The 19,089-nt window shown below is 69.9% G+C and carries 18 protein-coding genes and 1 pseudogene; 10 read left to right on the forward strand and 9 right to left on the reverse strand.

Going from position 1 to position 19,089, the window contains the following annotated elements; translation table 11 throughout:
- Positions 1-41 precede the first annotated feature (41 nt).
- Together FVQ89_RS09785 and FVQ89_RS14610 are read right to left on the reverse strand one after the other, a co-directional pair.
- Positions 42-740, reverse strand: a complete 699-nt coding sequence (locus FVQ89_RS09785; RefSeq protein WP_255513540.1) for a DedA family protein — start codon at positions 738-740, stop codon at positions 42-44.
- Entirely contained in the window at positions 737-1,567 is an 831-nt protein-coding gene (locus FVQ89_RS14610) for an aminotransferase class IV (RefSeq protein ID WP_147901775.1), read from the reverse strand. The genes FVQ89_RS09785 and FVQ89_RS14610 overlap by 4 nt, the downstream gene beginning before the upstream one ends.
- Positions 1,568-1,578: 11 nt before the next feature.
- On the opposite strand from FVQ89_RS14610, the gene FVQ89_RS09795 reads away from it, so the two are divergent.
- The 6 genes and pseudogenes from FVQ89_RS09795 to FVQ89_RS09820 all read left to right on the forward strand — a co-directional run bounded on the left by FVQ89_RS09795 (position 1,579) and on the right by FVQ89_RS09820 (position 10,175).
- On the forward strand, positions 1,579-2,931 hold the full coding sequence (locus FVQ89_RS09795) for an anthranilate synthase component I family protein (protein WP_147901776.1): 1,353 nt from the start codon (positions 1,579-1,581) through the stop codon (positions 2,929-2,931).
- A 40-nt stretch (positions 2,932-2,971) separates the two neighbouring features.
- The gene (leuS, locus tag FVQ89_RS09800) at positions 2,972-5,545 is read left to right on the forward strand and encodes a leucine--tRNA ligase (protein ID WP_255513541.1); all 2,574 of its coding nucleotides are present in this window, start codon (positions 2,972-2,974) and stop codon (positions 5,543-5,545) included.
- A gap of 62 nt (positions 5,546-5,607) precedes the next feature.
- The gene (locus tag FVQ89_RS09805) at positions 5,608-6,234 is read left to right on the forward strand and encodes a ComEA family DNA-binding protein (protein ID WP_147901778.1); all 627 of its coding nucleotides are present in this window, start codon (positions 5,608-5,610) and stop codon (positions 6,232-6,234) included.
- A gap of 722 nt (positions 6,235-6,956) precedes the next feature.
- Positions 6,957-8,114 (forward strand): annotated as a pseudogene (locus tag FVQ89_RS14705) (ComEC/Rec2 family competence protein); the annotation flags it as partial.
- A gap of 512 nt (positions 8,115-8,626) precedes the next feature.
- A complete protein-coding gene (holA, locus tag FVQ89_RS09815) occupies positions 8,627-9,649 on the forward strand; it encodes a DNA polymerase III subunit delta (RefSeq protein ID WP_147901779.1) in 1,023 nt (340 codons plus the stop codon).
- A 1-nt stretch (position 9,650) separates the two neighbouring features.
- The gene (locus FVQ89_RS09820; protein ID WP_147901780.1) at positions 9,651-10,175 is read left to right on the forward strand and encodes a hypothetical protein; all 525 of its coding nucleotides are present in this window, start codon (positions 9,651-9,653) and stop codon (positions 10,173-10,175) included.
- Positions 10,176-10,260: 85 nt separating this feature from the next.
- Here the strand turns inward: FVQ89_RS09820 and rpsT are convergent, their stop codons facing one another.
- Positions 10,261-10,521 carry a 30S ribosomal protein S20 gene (gene rpsT / locus FVQ89_RS09825; RefSeq protein WP_147901781.1) on the reverse strand — a complete coding sequence of 87 codons (261 nt, stop codon included), beginning with the start codon at positions 10,519-10,521 and terminating at the stop codon, positions 10,261-10,263.
- Positions 10,522-10,751: 230 nt separating this feature from the next.
- Between rpsT and FVQ89_RS09830 the strand changes: the two genes are divergently transcribed.
- Positions 10,752-11,156 (forward strand): DUF4190 domain-containing protein, encoded by a 405-nt coding sequence (locus FVQ89_RS09830; protein ID WP_147901782.1) that lies wholly within the window; start codon positions 10,752-10,754, stop codon positions 11,154-11,156.
- Positions 11,157-11,183: 27 nt separating this feature from the next.
- Here the strand turns inward: FVQ89_RS09830 and FVQ89_RS09835 are convergent, their stop codons facing one another.
- Positions 11,184-11,666 (reverse strand): NUDIX domain-containing protein, encoded by a 483-nt coding sequence (locus FVQ89_RS09835; RefSeq protein ID WP_147901783.1) that lies wholly within the window; start codon positions 11,664-11,666, stop codon positions 11,184-11,186.
- A gap of 71 nt (positions 11,667-11,737) precedes the next feature.
- Between FVQ89_RS09835 and lepA the strand changes: the two genes are divergently transcribed.
- Entirely contained in the window at positions 11,738-13,594 is a 1,857-nt protein-coding gene (lepA, locus tag FVQ89_RS09840) for a translation elongation factor 4 (protein WP_147901784.1), read from the forward strand.
- 420 nt (positions 13,595-14,014) lie between these two features.
- Here the strand turns inward: lepA and FVQ89_RS09845 are convergent, their stop codons facing one another.
- Complete coding sequence (locus FVQ89_RS09845) at positions 14,015-14,467, reverse strand: hypothetical protein (RefSeq protein ID WP_255513543.1); 453 nt, start codon at positions 14,465-14,467, stop codon at positions 14,015-14,017.
- Positions 14,468-14,539: 72 nt separating this feature from the next.
- Between FVQ89_RS09845 and FVQ89_RS09850 the strand changes: the two genes are divergently transcribed.
- Both FVQ89_RS09850 and FVQ89_RS09855 read left to right on the forward strand, forming a co-directional pair.
- Positions 14,540-15,289 (forward strand): DUF1990 family protein, encoded by a 750-nt coding sequence (locus FVQ89_RS09850; protein ID WP_187264992.1) that lies wholly within the window; start codon positions 14,540-14,542, stop codon positions 15,287-15,289.
- Positions 15,290-15,307: 18 nt separating this feature from the next.
- Positions 15,308-15,973 (forward strand): DUF1990 family protein, encoded by a 666-nt coding sequence (locus FVQ89_RS09855; RefSeq protein ID WP_255513544.1) that lies wholly within the window; start codon positions 15,308-15,310, stop codon positions 15,971-15,973.
- A 1-nt stretch (position 15,974) separates the two neighbouring features.
- On the opposite strand, the gene FVQ89_RS09860 is transcribed toward FVQ89_RS09855, so the two are convergent.
- The 4 genes from FVQ89_RS09860 to FVQ89_RS09875 are packed head-to-tail and all read right to left on the reverse strand — an operon-like array spanning position 15,975 to position 19,066.
- Complete coding sequence (locus FVQ89_RS09860; protein WP_147901786.1) at positions 15,975-16,802, reverse strand: ABC transporter permease; 828 nt, start codon at positions 16,800-16,802, stop codon at positions 15,975-15,977.
- The gene (locus FVQ89_RS09865; protein WP_147901787.1) at positions 16,799-17,806 is read right to left on the reverse strand and encodes an ABC transporter ATP-binding protein; all 1,008 of its coding nucleotides are present in this window, start codon (positions 17,804-17,806) and stop codon (positions 16,799-16,801) included. The genes FVQ89_RS09860 and FVQ89_RS09865 overlap by 4 nt, the downstream gene beginning before the upstream one ends.
- Positions 17,807-17,861: 55 nt before the next feature.
- Entirely contained in the window at positions 17,862-18,716 is an 855-nt protein-coding gene (locus FVQ89_RS09870; protein ID WP_147901788.1) for a permease prefix domain 1-containing protein, read from the reverse strand.
- A gap of 2 nt (positions 18,717-18,718) precedes the next feature.
- A complete protein-coding gene (locus FVQ89_RS09875; protein WP_147901789.1) occupies positions 18,719-19,066 on the reverse strand; it encodes a PadR family transcriptional regulator in 348 nt (115 codons plus the stop codon).
- Positions 19,067-19,089: the final 23 nt, after the last annotated feature.

Genomic DNA, 19,089 nt, shown 5'->3' on the forward strand with positions numbered 1-19,089 from the left:
TGCGGGCGCCGCGTCGGATCTTCGGCGCGGCGCCCGCAGCGTCATTCTGGGTCAGTCTCGGTCGTGCCGGTCGTCGTGGTCTCTTCCGTGTGGCGGTGGCGCCAGTGACGTGATTCCGAGCGCTCCAGGAGCTTCTTCCCGAGCATGACGGCGACGAGGAAGACGACGATGATCGCCACGAAGATGTACCCGGCGAAGTGCAGCTGTTGGGAGAGCTGCCGGTACGAGCCGGCCGCCGCTGATCCCACCGAGACGTACGCGAACGCCCAGATCACGGATGCCGGTGCGGTCCACGCTATGAAGCGGCGGTAGCTCATCGAGCTCATGCCCACCGTGAGCGGTACGAGCGAGTGCAGCACGGGCAGGAACCGTGAGATGAACACCGCCGGCCCGCCCCGTCGTGCCACATAGTTCTCGGCGCGCACCCAGTTCTGCTCGCCGATCCGGCGCCCGAGGCGGGAATGCCGGATGCGAGGGCCGAAGAACCGGCCGAGCGCGAACCCGAGGCTCTCACCTCCGAGTGCGCCGAGCACCACCGCGACGACGAGCGCGAAGTACTCGATCGGGCCGTCCACGGCTGTCGCCGCGACGATCACGACCGTGTCGCCGGGCACGATCAGCCCGATGAGCACCGAGGTCTCGAGGAGGATGCCGAGACCGGCGAGGAGCGTGCGCAGCACCGGATCGACCGCCTGCACTCCATCGAGGATCGCGGTGAGGACGTCGTCGAACCAGGTCACTCCGTCGCCTCCGTCGCCTCCACAGTGTCCGGCAGCGGTCGACGCAGGGCGTCCAGGCGCAGGCTCCAGCGCGAGAGCCGCCCGGGCTCCTCGGCGGTCGAGAGCGGCCCGCCCTGCCACGCCGTGGCGATCCGGATGCCGTGCAGAGCGTTGAGGGCCCACACCTCGCATCCGTCGAGCTCTTCCGGACGCACCCGCAGCTCAGCGATCTCGATCCCGAGCGCTGTCGCGAGGGTCACCACGGTCCGTTCGGTCACCGAGTGGATACGGGCGAGCGAGCGGTCGGGAATGCAGAGAGTCTCGCCCGCCCACCAGACGAGGCAGGTTGTGGTGCCCTCGACGACCCACCCCTCCGGGGTGACGATCACAGCTTCGTCGGCGCCTCGGGTCTGCGCTTCGGTGCGCAGGCGCGTCATGGCCGCGAGGTCGGGCCCCTTGACCTCGGGTGCGGTGCGGGGATCGGATCCCGTGTGGGTCGTCAGGATGAGCGAACGGTGTCGAGTAGGAGCCTCGCGCATGCGGGCGAGCAGCTGCGGTGCGCCGAGTTGATCGCGCAGCTCCACCCGGGGGAACCACGAGCCCTCGCGCGGGATCGCGGCGATCGCCGCGTCCCAGAAACGTTCGACGTCGAGGCGTTCGCCCGTCTCGCGCGGCACCGCGCGCAGGAACCGATCCCGGTGCAGGTCGAGGCCCCGGGTCGATCCGTTCTCGACGAGCCAGGAGTCGGCCGCGATGATCGTCGCAGGCGCGACGTCGCAGTCCTCTCGCGGCATGAGCTCACTCCCGGTCCACACGGACGCCGTGGGGACGGTCGACGGCGCGCTCATAGGATCAGGCTATGCGTCTCCGGCTCTTGCGGCATCCGCTCGGCGGCGGATTCCGCGCCGACCAGGTGGCGCGGGTGATACTCCCGGATGACGACGCGTTCTGGCTGGATTCGGGCGCAGGTGGACCCGCATTCCTCGGCACGGGGAGCCGGGTGGAACTGTCCTCTGGAGCTGTCCTGCCGGCGCTCCGTGATGCCCTCGCGTCGATGCGCAGCGCCGAGGAGCTCGGCCACGTTCCGCTCGGCCTCGTGGGGTGGCTGGGCTACGAGCTGCGGGGCGAGACCACCGGGATGCCGGTGTCGCGTCGCGGGGCATTGCCCGACGCCGCGTTCCTCCGGGTGGATCGTCTCGTTCGGGTCGATCCCGACGGCTCGGCCGAGCTGCTGGCGCTGGGTGAGGGGTGGACTCCCGATCTCGCCCGCTGGCGGGACCGCATCGAGCACGCACTGACCGAACAGGCAGCCCGCCGAAGCGATCACGAGCGCCCGCGCCCGGTCGAGGCGCCGGATGCCGTGTCCGTTCGCTGGCGCGACTCCGACGACGACTACCTCGCCCGCATCCGTGCATGTCAGCAGGCGATCCGCGAGGGCGACGCCTACCAGCTGTGCCTCACGACCGAGGCCCGTGTTGCGGGGCGCTTCGATCCTCTCGAGGTCTTCGCGCGCGTCCGTGAGGCAAGCCCCACGCATCACGCCGGGCTCGTGCGGATCGGCGGGGCCGCCCTCGTATCCGCGTCGCCGGAGCGCTTCCTCGAGGTCGATCCCACGGGCCTCGTGCGCACGCGCCCGATCAAGGGCACCCGGCCACGGGACGCCCGCCCCGACGAGGACGCACGACTGCGGGGCGAACTCGTCGCGAGCGAGAAGGAGCGCGCCGAGAACCTGATGATCGTCGACCTCATGCGCAACGACCTTTCGCGGGTGTCCGAACTCGGATCCGTCGCGGTGACCTCCCTGCTCGAGGTCGAGTCGTACCGTCAGGTCCACCAGCTCGTCTCGACGATCGAGGGGCGGCTTCTGTCGGGCCTCGGTGCTGTCGATGCGATCGAGGCCTGTTTCCCGGCCGGGTCGATGACGGGCGCACCGAAGCTGCGGGCGATCGAGATCCTCGACGACCTCGAGGGGCGCCCGCGCGGTCCGTACGCCGGTGCGTTCGGATATCTTGCGGCCGACGGCTCGGCGGATCTGGCCATGACGATTCGCACGATCGTGATCGACGATGTCGGCGCGAGCGTCGGTGCGGGCGGAGGGATCACCGCCCTCTCCGCGCCCGAGGATGAGCTCGCGGAGGCGCATCTGAAGGCGGATGCCCTCATCTCAGCGCTCGTCGGACCGCGGGCACAAGATGGCGTCCCTCAACGTTGACTACTCTGGACAGGTTGTCACCCGAGAGATAGAGAGAGCAGTGGCGCACCACGAGCACGGCCCGATCGCCTCCGACGCCGAGGAATACGACTTCCGGCGCCTCCAGGAGCGTTGGCTCCCTGTGTGGGACGAGCTGCAGCCGTTCGCCACGTCCGACAGCGACGACAAGCGTCCGCGCAAGTACGTGCTCGACATGTTCCCCTACCCCTCGGGCGACCTGCACATGGGGCACGCGGAGGCGTATGCGCTCGGCGACATCATCGCCCGCTACTGGCGGCTGCAGGGCTTCAACGTGCTGCACCCGATCGGCTGGGATTCGTTCGGCCTGCCGGCCGAGGGCGCCGCGATCAAGCGCGGCATCGACCCGCGGGAGTGGACGTACGACAACATCGCCCAGCAGCGCTCGTCGATGCGCCGCTACGCGACGAGCTTCGACTGGGATCGGGTCATCCACACCTCCGACCCCGAGTACTACCGCTGGAACCAGTGGCTGTTCCTGAAGCTCTATGAGAAGGGCCTCGCCTACCGCAAGGCCAGCTGGGTCAACTGGTGTCCCTTCGACCAGACGGTCCTCGCGAACGAGCAGGTCATCGATGGCCGGTGTGAGCGATGCGACAACATCGTCGTCAAGAAGAAGCTCACGCAGTGGTACTTCAAGATCACCGACTACGCCGACCGGCTGCTGGACGACCTGAACCAGCTCGAGGGCAAGTGGCCGAGCAAGGTCATCGCGATGCAGCGCAACTGGATCGGTCGATCCACCGGCGCCGACGTCGACTTCGTGATCGAGGGCCACGACGAGAAGGTGACGGTGTTCACCACCCGCCCCGACACGTTGTTCGGTGCGACCTTCATGGTCGTGGCACCCGACTCCGATCTCGCCTCGCAGCTCGCGGCCGAGTCGACGCCCGAGGTGCAGGCGGCGTTCGCCGAGTACCTCGCCCAGGTGCAGAAGTCGACCGAGATCGAACGGCAGGACACCACGCGCCCCAAGACGGGCGTGCCGCTCGGCCGCTACGCGATCAACCCGGTCAACGGCGAGCGACTCCCGGTGTGGGCCGCGGACTACGTGCTCGCCGACTACGGGCACGGCGCGGTCATGGCGGTGCCCGCTCACGACCAGCGCGACCTCGACTTCGCGCGCGCATTCGATCTCCCGATCAAGGTCGTGGTCGACGTCACGGCGTCGATCACGGGTGCGATTCCGGTGATCACTCCCGAGATGCTCGAGAACGCGGATGCCGTCCGCGATCTGTCGTCCCTCGACCCCGCGGTCACGGGTGAGGCGCTCACCGGCGACGGGCGGATGATCAACTCGGGTCCGCTCGACGGCCTGAGCAAGCAGAACGCGATCCGACGCGTCATCGAGCTGCTCGAAGGTGCCGGCACGGGGCGCGCTGCCAAGACCTACCGGCTGCGCGACTGGCTCATTTCGCGACAGCGCTACTGGGGCACGCCCATCCCGATCCTGCACACGGAGGACGGGCGCGAGATCCCGATCGCGGAGTCCGAGCTGCCGGTGCGGCTACCCGACTCGCGGGGTCTCGACCTGCAGCCCAAGGGCACCTCGCCGCTCGGTGCGGCCGACGAGTGGGTCAATACGACCGCACCGGACGGCACGCCCGCGCGCCGCGACCCCGACACGATGGACACCTTCGTCGACAGCTCGTGGTACTTCCTGCGGTTCCTCTCGCCGAACGACGACACGAAGGCGTTCGACGTGAAGGAGGCCGAGAAGTGGGCGCCCGTCGACCAGTACGTCGGCGGCGTGACCCACGCGATCCTGCACCTGCTGTACGCGCGCTTCATCACGAAGGTGCTGTTCGACCTCGGGTACGTCACGTTCACGGAGCCCTTCACGGCGCTGCTGAATCAGGGCATGGTGCTCATGGACGGCTCGGCGATGTCGAAGAGCCGCGGCAACCTCGTGCGCCTCTCCGACCAGCTGGACGAGTTCGGCGTCGACGCGGTGCGCCTGACGATGGCGTTCGCGGGGCCTCCGGAGGACGACATCGACTGGGCGGATGTGTCGCCCGCCGGGTCGGCGAAGTTCCTCGCCCGTGCGTGGCGGCTGGCGAACGACGTGCAGCTCGCGGGCGAGACCGCCTCGGGCGAGGGGGAGCTGGCGCTGCGTCGTCAGACCCACCGCCTGCTCGCGGACGCGCCGGGCCTCGTCGAGTCGTTCAAGTTCAACGTGCTCGTCGCGCGTCTGATGGAGCTCGTGAACGCGGTCCGCAAGACGATCGACCAGGGCGCCGGTGCCGCCGATCCTGCGGTGCGGGAGGCGACCGAGGCCGTCGCGATCCTCCTCTCGATGTTCGCGCCGTACGCCGCGGAGGACATGTGGGCGAAGCTCGGCTATCAGCCGGGCGTCGCGATGCAGACGCTCCCGAAGCCCGATGGGCGGCTCCTCATCGAGGAGTCGGTGACGGCGATCGTGCAGGTCGACGGCAAGGTGCGCGACCGACTGGAGGTCTCTCCGCAGGTCGACGCGGGCGAGCTCGAGGCGCTGGCGCGGGCATCCGCCGCAGTGGTGCGCGCGATCGGCGAGCGCGAGATCGTGAACGTCATCGTGCGGGCGCCTCGCGTCGTCAACATCGCCACCAAGGGCTGATCTCTCCACAGCCGGTCGGCCTGCGTCGGAGGCGGCCCTCGCGGCCGACCTAGCCTTCCCAGGTGAGCGACCGCCCCGACCCCGGCACCTTCCGCGCCCGGGTGCGTCGAGGGGTCGGGGCGGCGCTCATCGTGCTCCTGGCGGCCGCGGCGATCACGGTAGTGGCGGTGGCCGTCACGCCAGGTGGTGCGGCGCGCGAGGTGGCTCCGCCCGATCCAGGGTCGTCGGGTGCGCCCATGATCGAGGTCGGTGCGGCCGACGGATCGGTGCTGTATGTGCACGTCCTCGGCGAGGTCGCGCATCCGGGTCTCTATGAGCTGAGCCCGGGTGACCGAGTGGTCGATGCGATCGCTGCGGCCGGCGGACTGACCGACGACGCCGATCCGGGTGCGGTGAACCTGGCGCGTCCCGTGTCCGACGGCGAGCAGTTGGCGGTTCCGGCGGTGGGGGAGTCGCCCGCCCCCGGTTCCGCGGGCGGCGAGGGTGCCGCATCCGATGGCCGGGTCGACCTCAACACAGCGGACGTCGCGGCGCTCGACACGCTCCCGCGCGTCGGTCCCGCGATCGCGCAGCGCATCATCGATTGGCGCGAGCAGAACGGACCGTTCTCGTCGGTCGACGACCTCTTGGCAATCAGCGGCATCGGCGAGAAGACCGTCGAGGCGCTGCGACCTCTCGTCGTCCCGTGAGCGGGGAGGCGCTCGTGGCTCGGGCTTCGGATGCGGTGCGCGCGGGCGGACGTCCGTCTCGTGCCGAACTGCGCCTGATTCCCGCCGTGGTCGGTGCGTGGGTGGCGGGTGGCGTGCTCGTGGGGGTCTCGCCGGGAGAGTTCCCGGCGCTCGCGGCCGTGGTGCTGTGGGCTCTGGCGCTGGGTGCCGCGCTGGCCGTTCGCCGCCTGCGCGTGGCGGGCGTGGTCGTCCTTGGGTTGATCGCGGCGGCCGCAGTCTCGACCGTCGTAGCCGTCCGGGGTCCGCTCGTCGCACCGCCGACGTTCCGAGACGCCGCCGAGACCCGAGCACATGTGGCGCTCGAGCTCGTGACGACGGGACGGGCGGTCGAGGGGCGAGTGCATGCCCGTGCACGGATCGTCGACGAGCCGGGGGCAGGGGAGGTGACGGTGCTCGCGTTCCTGAAAGAGCCCGCGGACGCCGACCGGCTGCGCATCGGCGACCGTTGGCGAAGCGCCGGAACCTTGCGGGCGGCGGAGCCGGGCGACCAGATCGGATTCCTACTGTTCCTCGATCAGCCCGTCGAGCAGGTCGCACCCCCGCCTCCCGTGCTCGCGGCCGCGGCTTCGCTGCGTGAAGGCCTCGTCGCGCTCACCGCGGACCTCCCCGGGTCAGGAGGCCGACTGCTGCCCGGTCTCGCAGTCGGTGACACGTCGCGCGTCGACGCTCCCCTCGATGAGGCGATGGTGGCGAGCTCGCTCTCGCACCTCACCGCCGTCTCCGGAGCCAACTGCGCCATCGTGGTCGGCGCCGTGTTCGCCGTCGCTGCGGCCTGCGGTGCCTCCCGCGGGCTGCGGGTCGGCCTCGCGCTGGCGTCGCTCGTCGGGTTCGTGGTGCTTGTCACCCCCGAGCCGAGTGTGCTGCGGGCTGCGGTGATGGCGGCGATCGTGCTGCTGGCCGTCGCATCCGGGCGCCCGAGCCGCGGGGTTCCCGCGCTCTGTCTGGCGGTCGTCTTGCTGCTCATCATCGATCCGTGGCTCTCTCGATCCTTCGGATTCGCGCTGTCCGCATTCGCTACGGGTGGTCTGCTGCTGCTCGCCCGTCCGCTCGCGTCGGCACTGTCGCGGTGGATGCCGATGCCGCTCGCGCTCATCGTCGCCGTGCCGCTCGCGGCTCAACTCGCGTGTCAGCCGGTGCTCGTGCTGCTCAGCCCGACCCTGCCCCTCTGGGGAGTGGTGGCGAACCTTCTCGCGGGTCCCGCAGCGCCGATCGCCACCGTGATCGGCCTGGTCGCCTGTCTCCTGGCGCCATTCGCTCCGGATGTCGCGCACGGGCTGGTGACCGTCGCATGGTTGCCTTCTGCGTGGATCGCCGCCGTCGCCGAGTCCACCTCCGCCTGGCCCGGTGCGCGGATGCCGTGGATCGAGGGTGTGCCGGGTGTCGTCGCGATCGCTGCCGCCACGGCGGTTTGCCTCGCGGCAGTTCTCGCTCCCCGCGGCAGTCGGTGGAGGCGCGTGACGGCGATCGTCGCGCTCGCTTCCGTGGTGGGCTACGGAGGTGCCGTGGCGGGGGTGCGGGTCGTCGAGCTCTCGACCCGGCCGGCCGGCTGGCAGGTGGCGATGTGCGATGTCGGTCAGGGAGACGCCGTCCTCCTGCGCTCCGGTGATCGCGTCGCGCTCGTTGACACGGGGCCGGATCCCGCGGCGCTCGCGGCGTGCCTCGACGACCTCGCGATCGGGTGGATCGATCTGCTGGTTCTCACCCATGGCGACCTCGATCACGTGGGCGGCCGAGATGCGGTCGCCGGTCGCATCGGCACGGTGCTGGTCGGCCCGGCAGCCGACGAGTCCGACGAGCGGATGCGGGAGGATCTGCTCGCGAGCGGCGCGCGGGTGGTAGACGCTCGGCGCGACACACGCGGCACTCTCGGCGAGTGGGATTGGCGCGTCCTTTGGCCACCTCCGAGGGGAGTGGAGCCCGGAAACCCCGCGAGCGTGGTGCTGCTGCTGGAGCCGGGGCCCGTCTGCGAGACGTGCCTGCGAGTGCTGCTGCTCGGGGATCTGGGCGCAGAGGAGCAGGCGCGGATGCGCGCCGCGACATCCGTCGGTCCGGTGGATGCGCTGAAGGTCGCCCATCACGGATCGGCCGACTTCGACGCACGACTCACTGCCGAGGCGGCCGCTCCCGTCGCCCTCGTCGGCGTGGGCGCCGACAACGGATACGGACACCCCACCCGGGCTGCCCTCGACGCGCTCATCGCGGCCGGGTCCACGGTGTTCCGCACCGACCTCGACGGTCTCGTGCTCGTCTCCCCGGGCGAGGCGGGTCAGCCGCCACGGGTCTGGTCCTCGCGGGCTCCTGCCGCAGGTGACCAGGGAGCGTCGGCGTCCGACGCCCTCACTAGGCTGGACGCATGGCGGCCAGGAGCGGGGGAGCAGCGAAGAAGCCGGCGATCCCGCAGCCCGCGTGGCACAGCGTCACCCCCGCACCCGTGGTGCTCGTCTCGGGTCCCGAGAGCCTTCTCGCTGAGCGCGCCATCCGGTCGATCCGCGAGCAGATGCGTTCCGCCGACCCGAGCCTCGAGGTCTCCGATATCGACGCAGGCCAGTACGCGCCCGGCGAGCTCCTCACCCTCGCGAGCCCGTCGCTCTTCGCAGAGCCCCGCCTCATCCGCGTGGACCAGGTCGAGAAGTGCACGGACGCGTTCCTCGAAGAGACCCTTGCCTACCTCGCGGAGCCTGCGGACGACACCGTGCTCGTCCTGCGACACGGCGGGGGAGTGCGGGGCAAGAAGCTGCTCGACGCCATCCGTGGCGGCCTCGGATCCGGCGTCGAGGTCGTGTGCGCCGAGCTCAAGCGCGAGAGCGACAAGGTCGACTTCGCCGCTGCCGAATTCCGTGCCGCCGGTCGGAAGGCCACCCCCGGCGCCGTGCGCGCGCTCGTCTCAGCGTTCTCCGACGACCTCGCCGAGCTCGCAGCGGCCTGCCGCCAGCTCGTCTCCGACACCGACGGCGACATCACCGAGGCCGTCGTCGACCGCTACTACGAGGGGCGAGCCGAGGTCACTGCCTTCGCGGTTGCGGACGCGGCGATCGCGGGCAGGCTCGGCGAATCGCTCGGTCTCATGCGCCACGCGCTCGCGTCCGGGTCGGATCCGGTCCCCATGGTCGCCGCGTTCGCGATGAAGGTGCGCACCATGGCGAAGCTCGCGGGAGCGCGAGGGTCGTCCAACGACCTCGCCAAGCGGTTCGGCCTGCAGAGCTGGCAGGTGGACCGCGCGCGCCGCGACCTCCAGGGCTGGACCGACGAAGGCCTCGCCCGGGCGATCGAAGCGCTCGCCACCGCGGATGCTCAGGTGAAGGGTGCGGGCCGCGATCCGGTCTACGCGCTGGAGCGCATGGTCGGCGTCATCGCCTCTCGCGGATCTGGAGTCTGACATGGAGCGTCGCGCCCGGTGGGTGCCCTGGGCAATGTTCGTCGGTCAGGGCATCGTGACCGCCACCGTCATGGGCATGCTGAGCGTGGTCGTGGTGTTCGCCTTCGGTTACCACCCGCTCGACGTCGTCGCCGTCTTCAACGTGTTCGCGATGGCGGGTCTTCTCGCGGCCCAGACGGCCATTGCGGCCGTCACCGCGGTGCTCCTGTTCATCCTCACCGGGGTCGTCGTCGCCGTGCTCGGCTTGCCGGTGCGACTCATTCCCCGATGGAGACGCGCATGGTTGCGCAACGGTGAGTGGACGATCGCCGGAGTGCTCGTCGGCATCGCGCTCCTCATCATCTCGATCACCCGCGGGCAGCCGATCACCACCGCCGTCGGCGGTCCCGCGTTCGCTCCCGAGCCGTGGACGCTGTTCGCTGGCTGGTGGATTCTCGCGTTCTCGCTCTCGCTACTCGTCTGGCCTGTGCGGTGGATGCCCGCTTCCGCGAAGGCGTGGTGGATGCGCACGCAGGTCACGGCCTGACCCAGCGAAGCCGCACCTCATCCCGCCCAGACAAGAAACGGGCCCCGCACCCGGAGGTGCGAGGCCCGTTCGATGTCTGATGCGATCAGAGCGCGGAAACCTGCTTCGCGATGGCCGACTTGCGGTTCGCGGCCTGGTTCTTGTGGATCACGCCCTTGCTCACGGCCTTGTCGAGCTTCTTCGTGGCCACGGCGAGCGACGCCTCGGCCTTCGCCTTGTCGCCCGAGGCGACTGCCTCGCGAGCGGAGCGGACGGCGGTCTTGAGCTCGCTCTTGACAGCCTTGTTGCGCTCCTGGGCCTTCTTGTTGGTACCGATGCGCTTGATCTGCGACTTGATGTTCGCCATGAATGTCTTTCGTTTCGTTCGGAAGGGATCTGCCGGGGAACGGTAGAGGGGCGCTTCCGGCGACTCGCGTGGAGGAATTCACGCGCAAACCAAGGGTCAACGTTACCAGGTAGGGCGGTCGTCGAGCAACGCGGGCGGGGCGTCACCCGGTCCATCAGGGAGGCGAACCGCGCCCCGGTCGGGGGTTGGCCGGATGTTGCGCATGCCGCCCGCTCACGACCATAGACACCATGACCGACAACACCACCGCTCCCGCCGCCGACGGCGCCACGTCGACCGCCGACGCCGAGCTCCCCGACACCCCGACGAACCCCTACGCCGCCCCGGCGAAGCCTGCCGCACCCACCACGGGCCCCGGCGGGCTCAGCATCGCGAGCCTCGTGCTCGGCATCGCCTCGATCCCCACCGGCATCGCCGTTGCGGGTGTCGTCGGCATCGTGCTTGGATTCCTCGCCCGGTCCCGTGAGCCGCAGTCGCGAACCATGTCGACCTGGGGCATCGTCCTCGGTTTCGTCAGCGTCTTCGGCTGGGTCCTCATCGCCATCCTGGGCATCCTGTTCGCCGCCCCGTTCGCGTTCTGGGGCATGCACGTCGGATGGGACGGCTTCGGACCGGGCTTCTTCCACGGGTTCTGAGGGCTCAGGCGGCTTATCCGCCCTCCCTCACGAGCCCGTCTGCTCGCGCCGGAACACGGCCGGGCCGGCGGGCTCGAGTGCGTGCGCGATCCGCCCGAGGAACTCCTCGCGCATCGGCGGCAGCGCGTCGACGGGGAACCACGCGACCTCGAGCGCCTCACCGTCGACCGGCCGCGGCTCGCCTTCGAGGTAGCGGCAGCGGAACGCGATGTCGAGATACTGCGCCCGATCCCCGTTCGCGTAGACGACCGGATCGGTCACCGCGATCGACGCGAGTCGCTCCACCTCGATCCGCACCCCCGCTTCCTCGGCGGCCTCTCGGGCTGCCGCGACCGCGGGCTCCTCGCCCGGGTCGATGATCCCCGTGATCGGTGCCCACTCGCCCGTGTCCGAGCGCCTGATGAGCAGCACCCGGTCGCCGTCGACCACGACGGCGGTTGTGCCGCTCAGCCACAGAGGCGCCGTGCCGATCGATGCGCGCAGTTCGAGGATGAAGTCGGGGATCGCCACCCCGCGATCCTACGGAGGGCCCTCGGCGCGTGTGCACCCCGGCGGCCCGCGCATGGGAGAATCGTCCGGATATGTCACCCCGCGCCGTGAAGCCCCTGCCGCCTGCTGCGACCGACCCCGCGCGCATCCGGAACTTCTGCATCATCGCGCACATCGATCACGGCAAGTCGACCCTCGCCGACCGCATGCTGCAGATCACGGGCGTCGTATCGGACCGCGACATGCGCGCCCAGTACCTCGACCGCATGGACATCGAGCGCGAGCGCGGCATCACCATCAAGAGCCAGGCCGTGCGGATGCCGTGGCAGGTGGGCGGAGACACCTTCGCGCTCAACATGATCGACACCCCCGGGCACGTCGACTTCACCTACGAGGTGAGCCGTTCGCTCGCCGCGTGCGAGGGCGCGATCCTGCTCGTGGATGCCGCGCAGGGCATCGAGGCGCAGACGCTCGCGAACCTGTACCTCGCGCTCGAGAACGATCTCGAGATCATCCCGGTACTCAACAAGATCGACCTGCCCGCGGCCGACCCCGACAAGTACGCACGCGAGCTCGCCCAGCTGATCGGCGGTGACCCCGACGACGTGCTGCGGGTCTCCGGCAAGACCGGCATGGGCGTCGAGGATCTGCTCGACCGTGTCGTCGACCGCATCCCGGCTCCGGTGGGTGTCAAGGACGCACCCGCCCGAGCCATGATCTTCGACTCCGTCTACGACTCCTACCGCGGGGTCGTCACCTATGTGCGCATGGTCGACGGGCAGCTCAACCCGCGCGAGCGCATCCAGATGATGTCGACGCGCGCGACCCACGAGATCCTCGAGATCGGTGTGAGCTCGCCGGAGCCGTCGCCCTCGAAGGGACTCGGTGTCGGGGAGGTCGGCTACCTGATCACGGGCGTGAAGGACGTGCGCCAGTCGAAGGTCGGCGACACCGTCACGAGCGCCGCGAAGCCTGCGACGGATGCGCTCCCCGGCTACACCGACCCCCTTCCGATGGTCTTCTCGGGCATCTACCCGATCGACGGCAGCGACTACCCCGACCTGCGCGAGGCGCTCGACAAGCTGAAGCTCTCGGATGCGGCCCTCCAGTACGAGCCGGAGACCTCGGTCGCGCTCGGCTTTGGCTTCCGGTGCGGGTTCCTCGGACTCCTGCACCTCGAGATCATCACCGAGCGTCTGCGCCGCGAGTTCGACCTCGACCTCATCACGACTGCACCGAGCGTGCCCTACGAGGTGACGACGGAAGACAAGAAGACGGTCACGGTGACGAACCCGTCGGAGTACCCGTCGGGAGCGAAGATCGTCGAGGTGCTCGAGCCGATCGTCTCGGCCTCGATCCTCGCGCCGAAGGACTACGTAGGAGCCATCATGGAGCTCTGCCAGTCGCGGCGCGGCACTATGAAGTCGATGGATTATCTCGGCGAGGATCGCGTCGAGCTGAAGTACACACTGCCGCTCGGCGAGATCGTGTTCGACTTCTTCGATCAGCTGAAGTCGAAGACGCAGGGCTACGCCTCGCTCGACTACGAGCCCGCAGGTGAGGCCCCGGGTGATCTCGTGAAGGTCGACATCCTGCTGCAGGGTGAGACGGTCGACGCGTTCAGTGCGATCGTCCACAAGGACAAGGCCTACGCCTACGGAACGATGATGGCGACGCGCCTGCGCGAGCTGATCCCGCGCCAGCAGTTCGAGGTGCCCATCCAGGCGGCGATCGGCGCCCGTATCATCGCGCGCGAGAACATCCGCGCGATGCGCAAGGACGTTCTCGCCAAGTGCTACGGCGGCGACATCACCCGCAAGCGCAAGCTGCTCGAGAAGCAGAAGGAGGGCAAGAAGCGGATGAAGATGGTCGGTCGCGTCGAGGTCCCTCAGGAGGCGTTCATCGCCGCGCTCTCGGGCGACGTCGAGGCGAAGAAGGACAAGAAGTAGGGTCGTGGGTGCTCCGGTCGATGGTCTGCCGCAGGCGGCGGTCGAACTCGACGGTGCCGATCTGCCCTGGGAATCGCGAGGCCCGGATGCGCCTGCGACGGGATCCCTGCGATGACAGATGACGGGGGTGAAATCTCGGACCTGTATGACCCGGAGAAGAGCTCGCTCACGCGTCGCATCCGGCGGATCTTCGCAGGCGACGATCCCGCGTCGCGGCGCGCGATGTCGGCGATGAGGTACGCCCACCCCCTGGGCTACGGCGTCATCGGGCCGCGGCGGGGTCCCTTCGACGATCCGCCGCCCGAGGCCGCGGCGCTCGACCCCGCCGAATTGCCGTGGGAGCTTCGAGACAATGATGAAGCGGGGCGTTCTTCGGAAGATTGATGCCGGCGGGATGGGTTGGCTGCGCGGTGAAGCAGCTCAACCCCGACCCTCGCGCCGCAGCAGCGGCCTCGGCCAGATCCCGAGCACGAGCATCACGAGCACGCACTGGGCGAGGCCCGTGCCGAAGTAGATGAACTGCAGGGCCGAGAGCCCGCGGATCACGCCCGTCTCGACGAAGATCCAGATCATCATGCCGAAGCCCGCGGTGGCGAAGAGTCCCCACGCGACATCCAGCCGTGCACGGATGGCCAGGATCGGCAGCAGCTGGGTGCCGCCCACGACGACCCCGAGGATCACGCCCGGCCAGAGGTAGTCCGGGAAGATCGAGCCTTCCAAGAGCGATCGCGACAACCCGAGCGATTCGAGCGACCCGGTGGCGACGGCGATCGACCCGCCCGCGGCCGACACGAGGTTGAACCAGGTGATCGCGAGCAGCGTCACCCGCATCCACCGCGGCGCGTGGAACCCGGTCGTCGAACCTGAGGTCATGGTTCAGGCGTACCCGCCGTGGTGCGGCGCCGCATGTGCCAGAGGTCCCGTGGGCCCTGTCATGATCGACGCATGACCGACGTCGTGTCCGAGGGGCTCAACTATGGACCCATCGGTATCGCGCGACCGGGGTCTGAGGCGCCGGAAGGCATGCGGGTGCGTACCCAGCGTGTCCCGCTCGGCTCGAGCGACGAGATCTGGCGTCGTGCCGTCGATGCGGTCTCCGGCTGGGCGATCAAGAAGGCGGTGCGGTTCCGCGTCGACCCCGACGACGCCCGGGTGGCGCTCGGGCGTGACTACGACACCCGGTTCGGCATCGGGTGGTTGCGCCTCCTCGAACCGGTGCGGATCGTCTGGATCGCCGAGGAGCCGGACCTGCGAGGCTTCGGGTACGGCACGCGCACCGGCCACCCGATCACGGGCGAGGAGTGCTTTCTCGCGGAGCGGGACGCCGAGGGCATGGTCTGGCTCGTCGTGCGCACCGTCTCGCGGATCTCGGGCGGCCGCTGGTTGCTCCTCTGGCCCGGCATCCGGATCATGCAGCCGTACTTCCAGCGCTGGTACGCACGTGCGGCGGTGGGGCTTGCGACCGCGGGCGAGAATCCCCTCCAGGGGATGCGCGGCATGCGGCGACGGATGGTGGGCGAGGGGACCTCGCAGGTCGACGGGATCGCCCGTCTCGGCTACGGGATGCAGCCGTCGCGGGGCCCCTTCGACGCTCCACCCGACGAGCCCGTCGAGCTCGATGCGGCCGAGCTTCCGTGGGAGCTGCGGGGCGACGGAGACGCCCGCGAACCGGGGTCCGACGCCCGACTCTCGTGATTCTGGGAGAATAGGACGGTGACCCCCGTCTCTCCCGACGAGTTGTGGCGCGCGCCCGTGGACTACGGCGCAGTCGGCGCGACGCAGGCCGATGACCTGCTCGCGTACCCGCCGCGTGGGTTTCGCGCGCTCGAAAAGCGCATCCGCGTCGGCCACGGGCCCGAGCGGTGGGAGTACGCGTGGATGCGGGTTCTCAGCTGGGGCATCCAGCGCGGCGCGGGCCTGGAGGTCGTTCCCGTGTCTGCTCCCGCGGAGGCCACGGCTGAGACCTACGTGCCCGTTTCGTTCGATGAGGCCGGGAATCCCGTCCAGCCCGCCGCGATCGGGAGTGACGGCGAAGTGCTCTACACCCCAGAGGGTGATGCGCTGGTCCGCCCTGGCGACACGGGGTTCCTGAAACCGTGGTTCTGGCCGAGGCCGATGCCGGTGCGGGTCGTGTATGTGGTCGACGAGCCCGCGCGCCGCGGTGCCGCCTTCGGCACCCTTCCCGGACATCCGCTCTCGGGCGAGGAGCTGTTCCTCGTCGAGCGGGGGGAGGACGACTCGGTGTGGTTCACCGTGCGGATCTTCTCCCGCCCTGCGAACGGATACTGGCTGGCTGTTCTGCCCGCTCTGCGTCTCGTGCAGGCGTTCCTCGTGCGCCGGTACCTGCACGAACTCACCGGACCATTGCCCGGCGCCTGACTCAGAGAGAGCGCTGGTAGGCGCGGATCGATCGCACCGTCCATGCGAAGGCGAGTGCGGCGAGCAGTACCAGCCCCGCGCCCTCGAGCAGCAGGCGTCCCGCATCCGCCGAGTCGTCGAACAGCGTGCCGTCGAGTCCGGCGCGGCCGAGCTCGACGGCCCACGTCATGGGGTTCCACCGCGCGACCGCCTGCACCCACTCGGGCAGCAGGGTCGCGGGCATCATCGTGGTCGAGAGGAACGTCGCCGGAAGCACGATCAGCTGCGACAGCCCGATGAGCGCCACCTGATTGCGGGTGATCAGCGCGACCGCGCTCGATGCGCAGCAGAACACGGTCGCGAGCAGGGAGGCGGCGACGAGCGCGAGCAGGATGCCGCCCACGCCGCCGGGGTAGCTCGCGCCGGCCAGCGCGCCGATTCCGAGCACCACCGCCGACTGCAGCACGTTGATCACGAGCTGCTGCAGCAGCTGGCCCGTGACGATCGCGCTGCGTGACAGCGGAGCGCTCAGCAGCTGGTCCATGACGCCCGAACCGATGTCGTCGATGTAGCCGGTGCCGGCCCACGCGCCCGAGTAGAGCACGGTCATCATCAGGATGCCGGGCACCAGGTAGCCGATGTAGCCGCCGTCGCCGAACACCGGCAGTGCGCCGAGGGCGCTGTAGACCTGGCCGAACAGCACGATCCAGATCACCGGCTGCAGCAACGACATCGCGGGACCCCACACCTGTCGCCAGGTGCCGATGATCCAGCGGCGGAACACCTGCCCCGTCTGAGATGCCCAGGAGGCGCGGACGAGGCGGGGGGATGCGGGGGCGAGTGCGGTCATGCTGCGGCTCCTTCGCTCGGGCGGACCTCGCCGAAGCTGTGGCCCACGTGATGCAGGTAGACGTCGTCGAGCGTCGGGCCCGAGACGGATGCGGCACCGAACGCGATGCCCGCCGCGTCGAGCGCCTGGAGTAGCGGACCGAGAGCCGCCGAGCCGTCGGCGGCGCGGGCGATCAGCGAGCCGGTGGGCCCGGACACCTCGACGACGACGTCGCGCAGCAGCGGCAGGGACGCGGCGGCGCGACGCACGCGGTCGGCATCCGGTTCGAAGAGCTCCACCCGCACACCGTCGCCGGCAAGGTCGGCCTTGAGCGCCTGCGGGGTGCCTTCGACGACCATCGCGCCGTGGTCGACGATCATGACGCGATCGGCGAGTCGGTCGGCCTCCTCGAGATAGTGGGTGGTGAGCACGACTGTGAGCGACTCCTGCCCGGCGAGGCGCCGGATCTCGCCCCACATCGCGGCGCGCGATTCGGGGTCGAGGCCGGTGGTGGGTTCGTCGAGGAACAGCACCCTCGGCGCGTGCACGAGGGCCGCCGCGACGTCGAGGCGCCGCCGGGTGCCGCCGGACAGCTTTCCCGCGAGGCGTTCGCGGTGCTCTGTCAGCGCGAACTCCTCGATCAGCCGCAGGGCTCGGCTTATGGCATCCGCTCGCCCGACGCCGCGCAGCCGCGCCGCCAGCGCGAGGTTCTCGCGGACGGTGAGCAGGGGGTCGGTGCTAGTGCCCTGCGACACGTAGCCGATGCGGGTGCGCACCGCCGCGGCCTCGCGCACGACGTCGGCACCCGCCACGCGCGCGGCGCCCGAGGTGGGCAGCGCGAGGGTCGTCAGGATCTTGGTGGTGGTCGACTTTCCGGCACCGTTCGGGCCGAGCAGTCCGAACACCGATCCGGTGGCGACCGCGAAGCTGAGTCCGCGGAGGGCCTCGACGGGCGGGGTGCGGTGGCCGGTGCGGTAGCGCTTGACGAGCGCCTCGGCCTCGATGGCATGGGGAGAAATGGGCATGGTGAACCGTCCTGAGGTGTGCGGTGGGGAAGGAGACGAGGAACGAGCGGATGCGTCAGCGTGTGGGCGGAAACAGCATCCGGGCGAGCACGATCATCATCACGAGGAAGCCGGCGACGAGGGCGAGCCACGACCACGCCCAGCCGAGGGCGATGGTCAGCACGATGAACGCGACCACCGCGACCACCATGATGACGAGCGTGTAGATGCCGAAGCGCGCGGCCGCGGCGGGATCCTGGGTGAAGCGGTCGCCCTGCTCGGCGTAGTGCTCGCTCTGCTGCAGCGCCCACGCCTTATGCCGGTTGGTCTGGCTTGCGCCGAGTCCGGCGAAGAGTGCCACGCCGCCGAGGAACAGTGCCCCCACCAGGATGAGCCAGGGGAACTCGAGACCGCGCAACACCAGCCACCCGGTGCCGAGTGCGGCGAGCACCGCCGCCGTCGCGACGCCGTAGCCGGAGGCGCGTCGGGGCGACATAGGGTAGTTCGTGGAAGTCTCCTGTCGCAGCGCGTCGCCGACCACGACACCGAGAGACAGCGCGACGGCCGTGACCGCGAGCGCCGCCGCGAGCGTCGGCAGCGCGAGCAGGCCGACGCCGTCCGTCACGAGCACCGCGAGCGCCGCCGCCGCGACGACGCTCAGCACCACGGTGCGCACGACGAAGGCCGGCCGAGGCCGCACCCGGTGCGCGTTCCACGGCGAAGCCGCCGGCAGTTCGGCGACCAGCGCGCGCACATCACCGAGTTCCTCGATCGCCCGACGTGCCGCGGCGTCCGAGTCGGTGCCACTCGACTCCAGCTCGGCGACGCGCGCCTCGAGGTTGGCTCGGATCTCGTCCTTCAGGTCGAGAACGTCGGGGGTCGGGTCGACGCCGGTGAACGCCTCGTCGAGCAGGCGGTGGATCGTGGTCATGGTCAGTGCCTTTCGATGAGGAGCGAGTCGATGGTGTCGCGGGTGGCGATCCACGCGGCGACGTTGCGCTGGTAGACGGCGCGGCCGGCATCCGTGATGCGGTAGTACTTGCGGCGGCCGCCCTGGGTCTCGTCGCCCCAGAACGACTCGACGAGGCCGTCCTTCTCGAGTCGGCGGTAGGCGGCGTAGAGCGTCGCCTCCTTGATCTCGTGGGCGCCTCCGGTCGCGTCGCGGATCGTCTTGTAGATCTCGAAGCCGTAGCTCTCGCCGCGCCGCAGCACGCCGAGCACGATCGTGTCGGTGTGTCCGCGCAGCAGATCGGCCGCGAACGCATCGGAGTCTTGAACCATGTCGAGTACTGTATCTGATCAAG

Source organism: Homoserinibacter sp. GY 40078 (assembly GCF_008017545.1).
Taxonomy (GTDB): domain Bacteria; phylum Actinomycetota; class Actinomycetes; order Actinomycetales; family Microbacteriaceae; genus Homoserinibacter.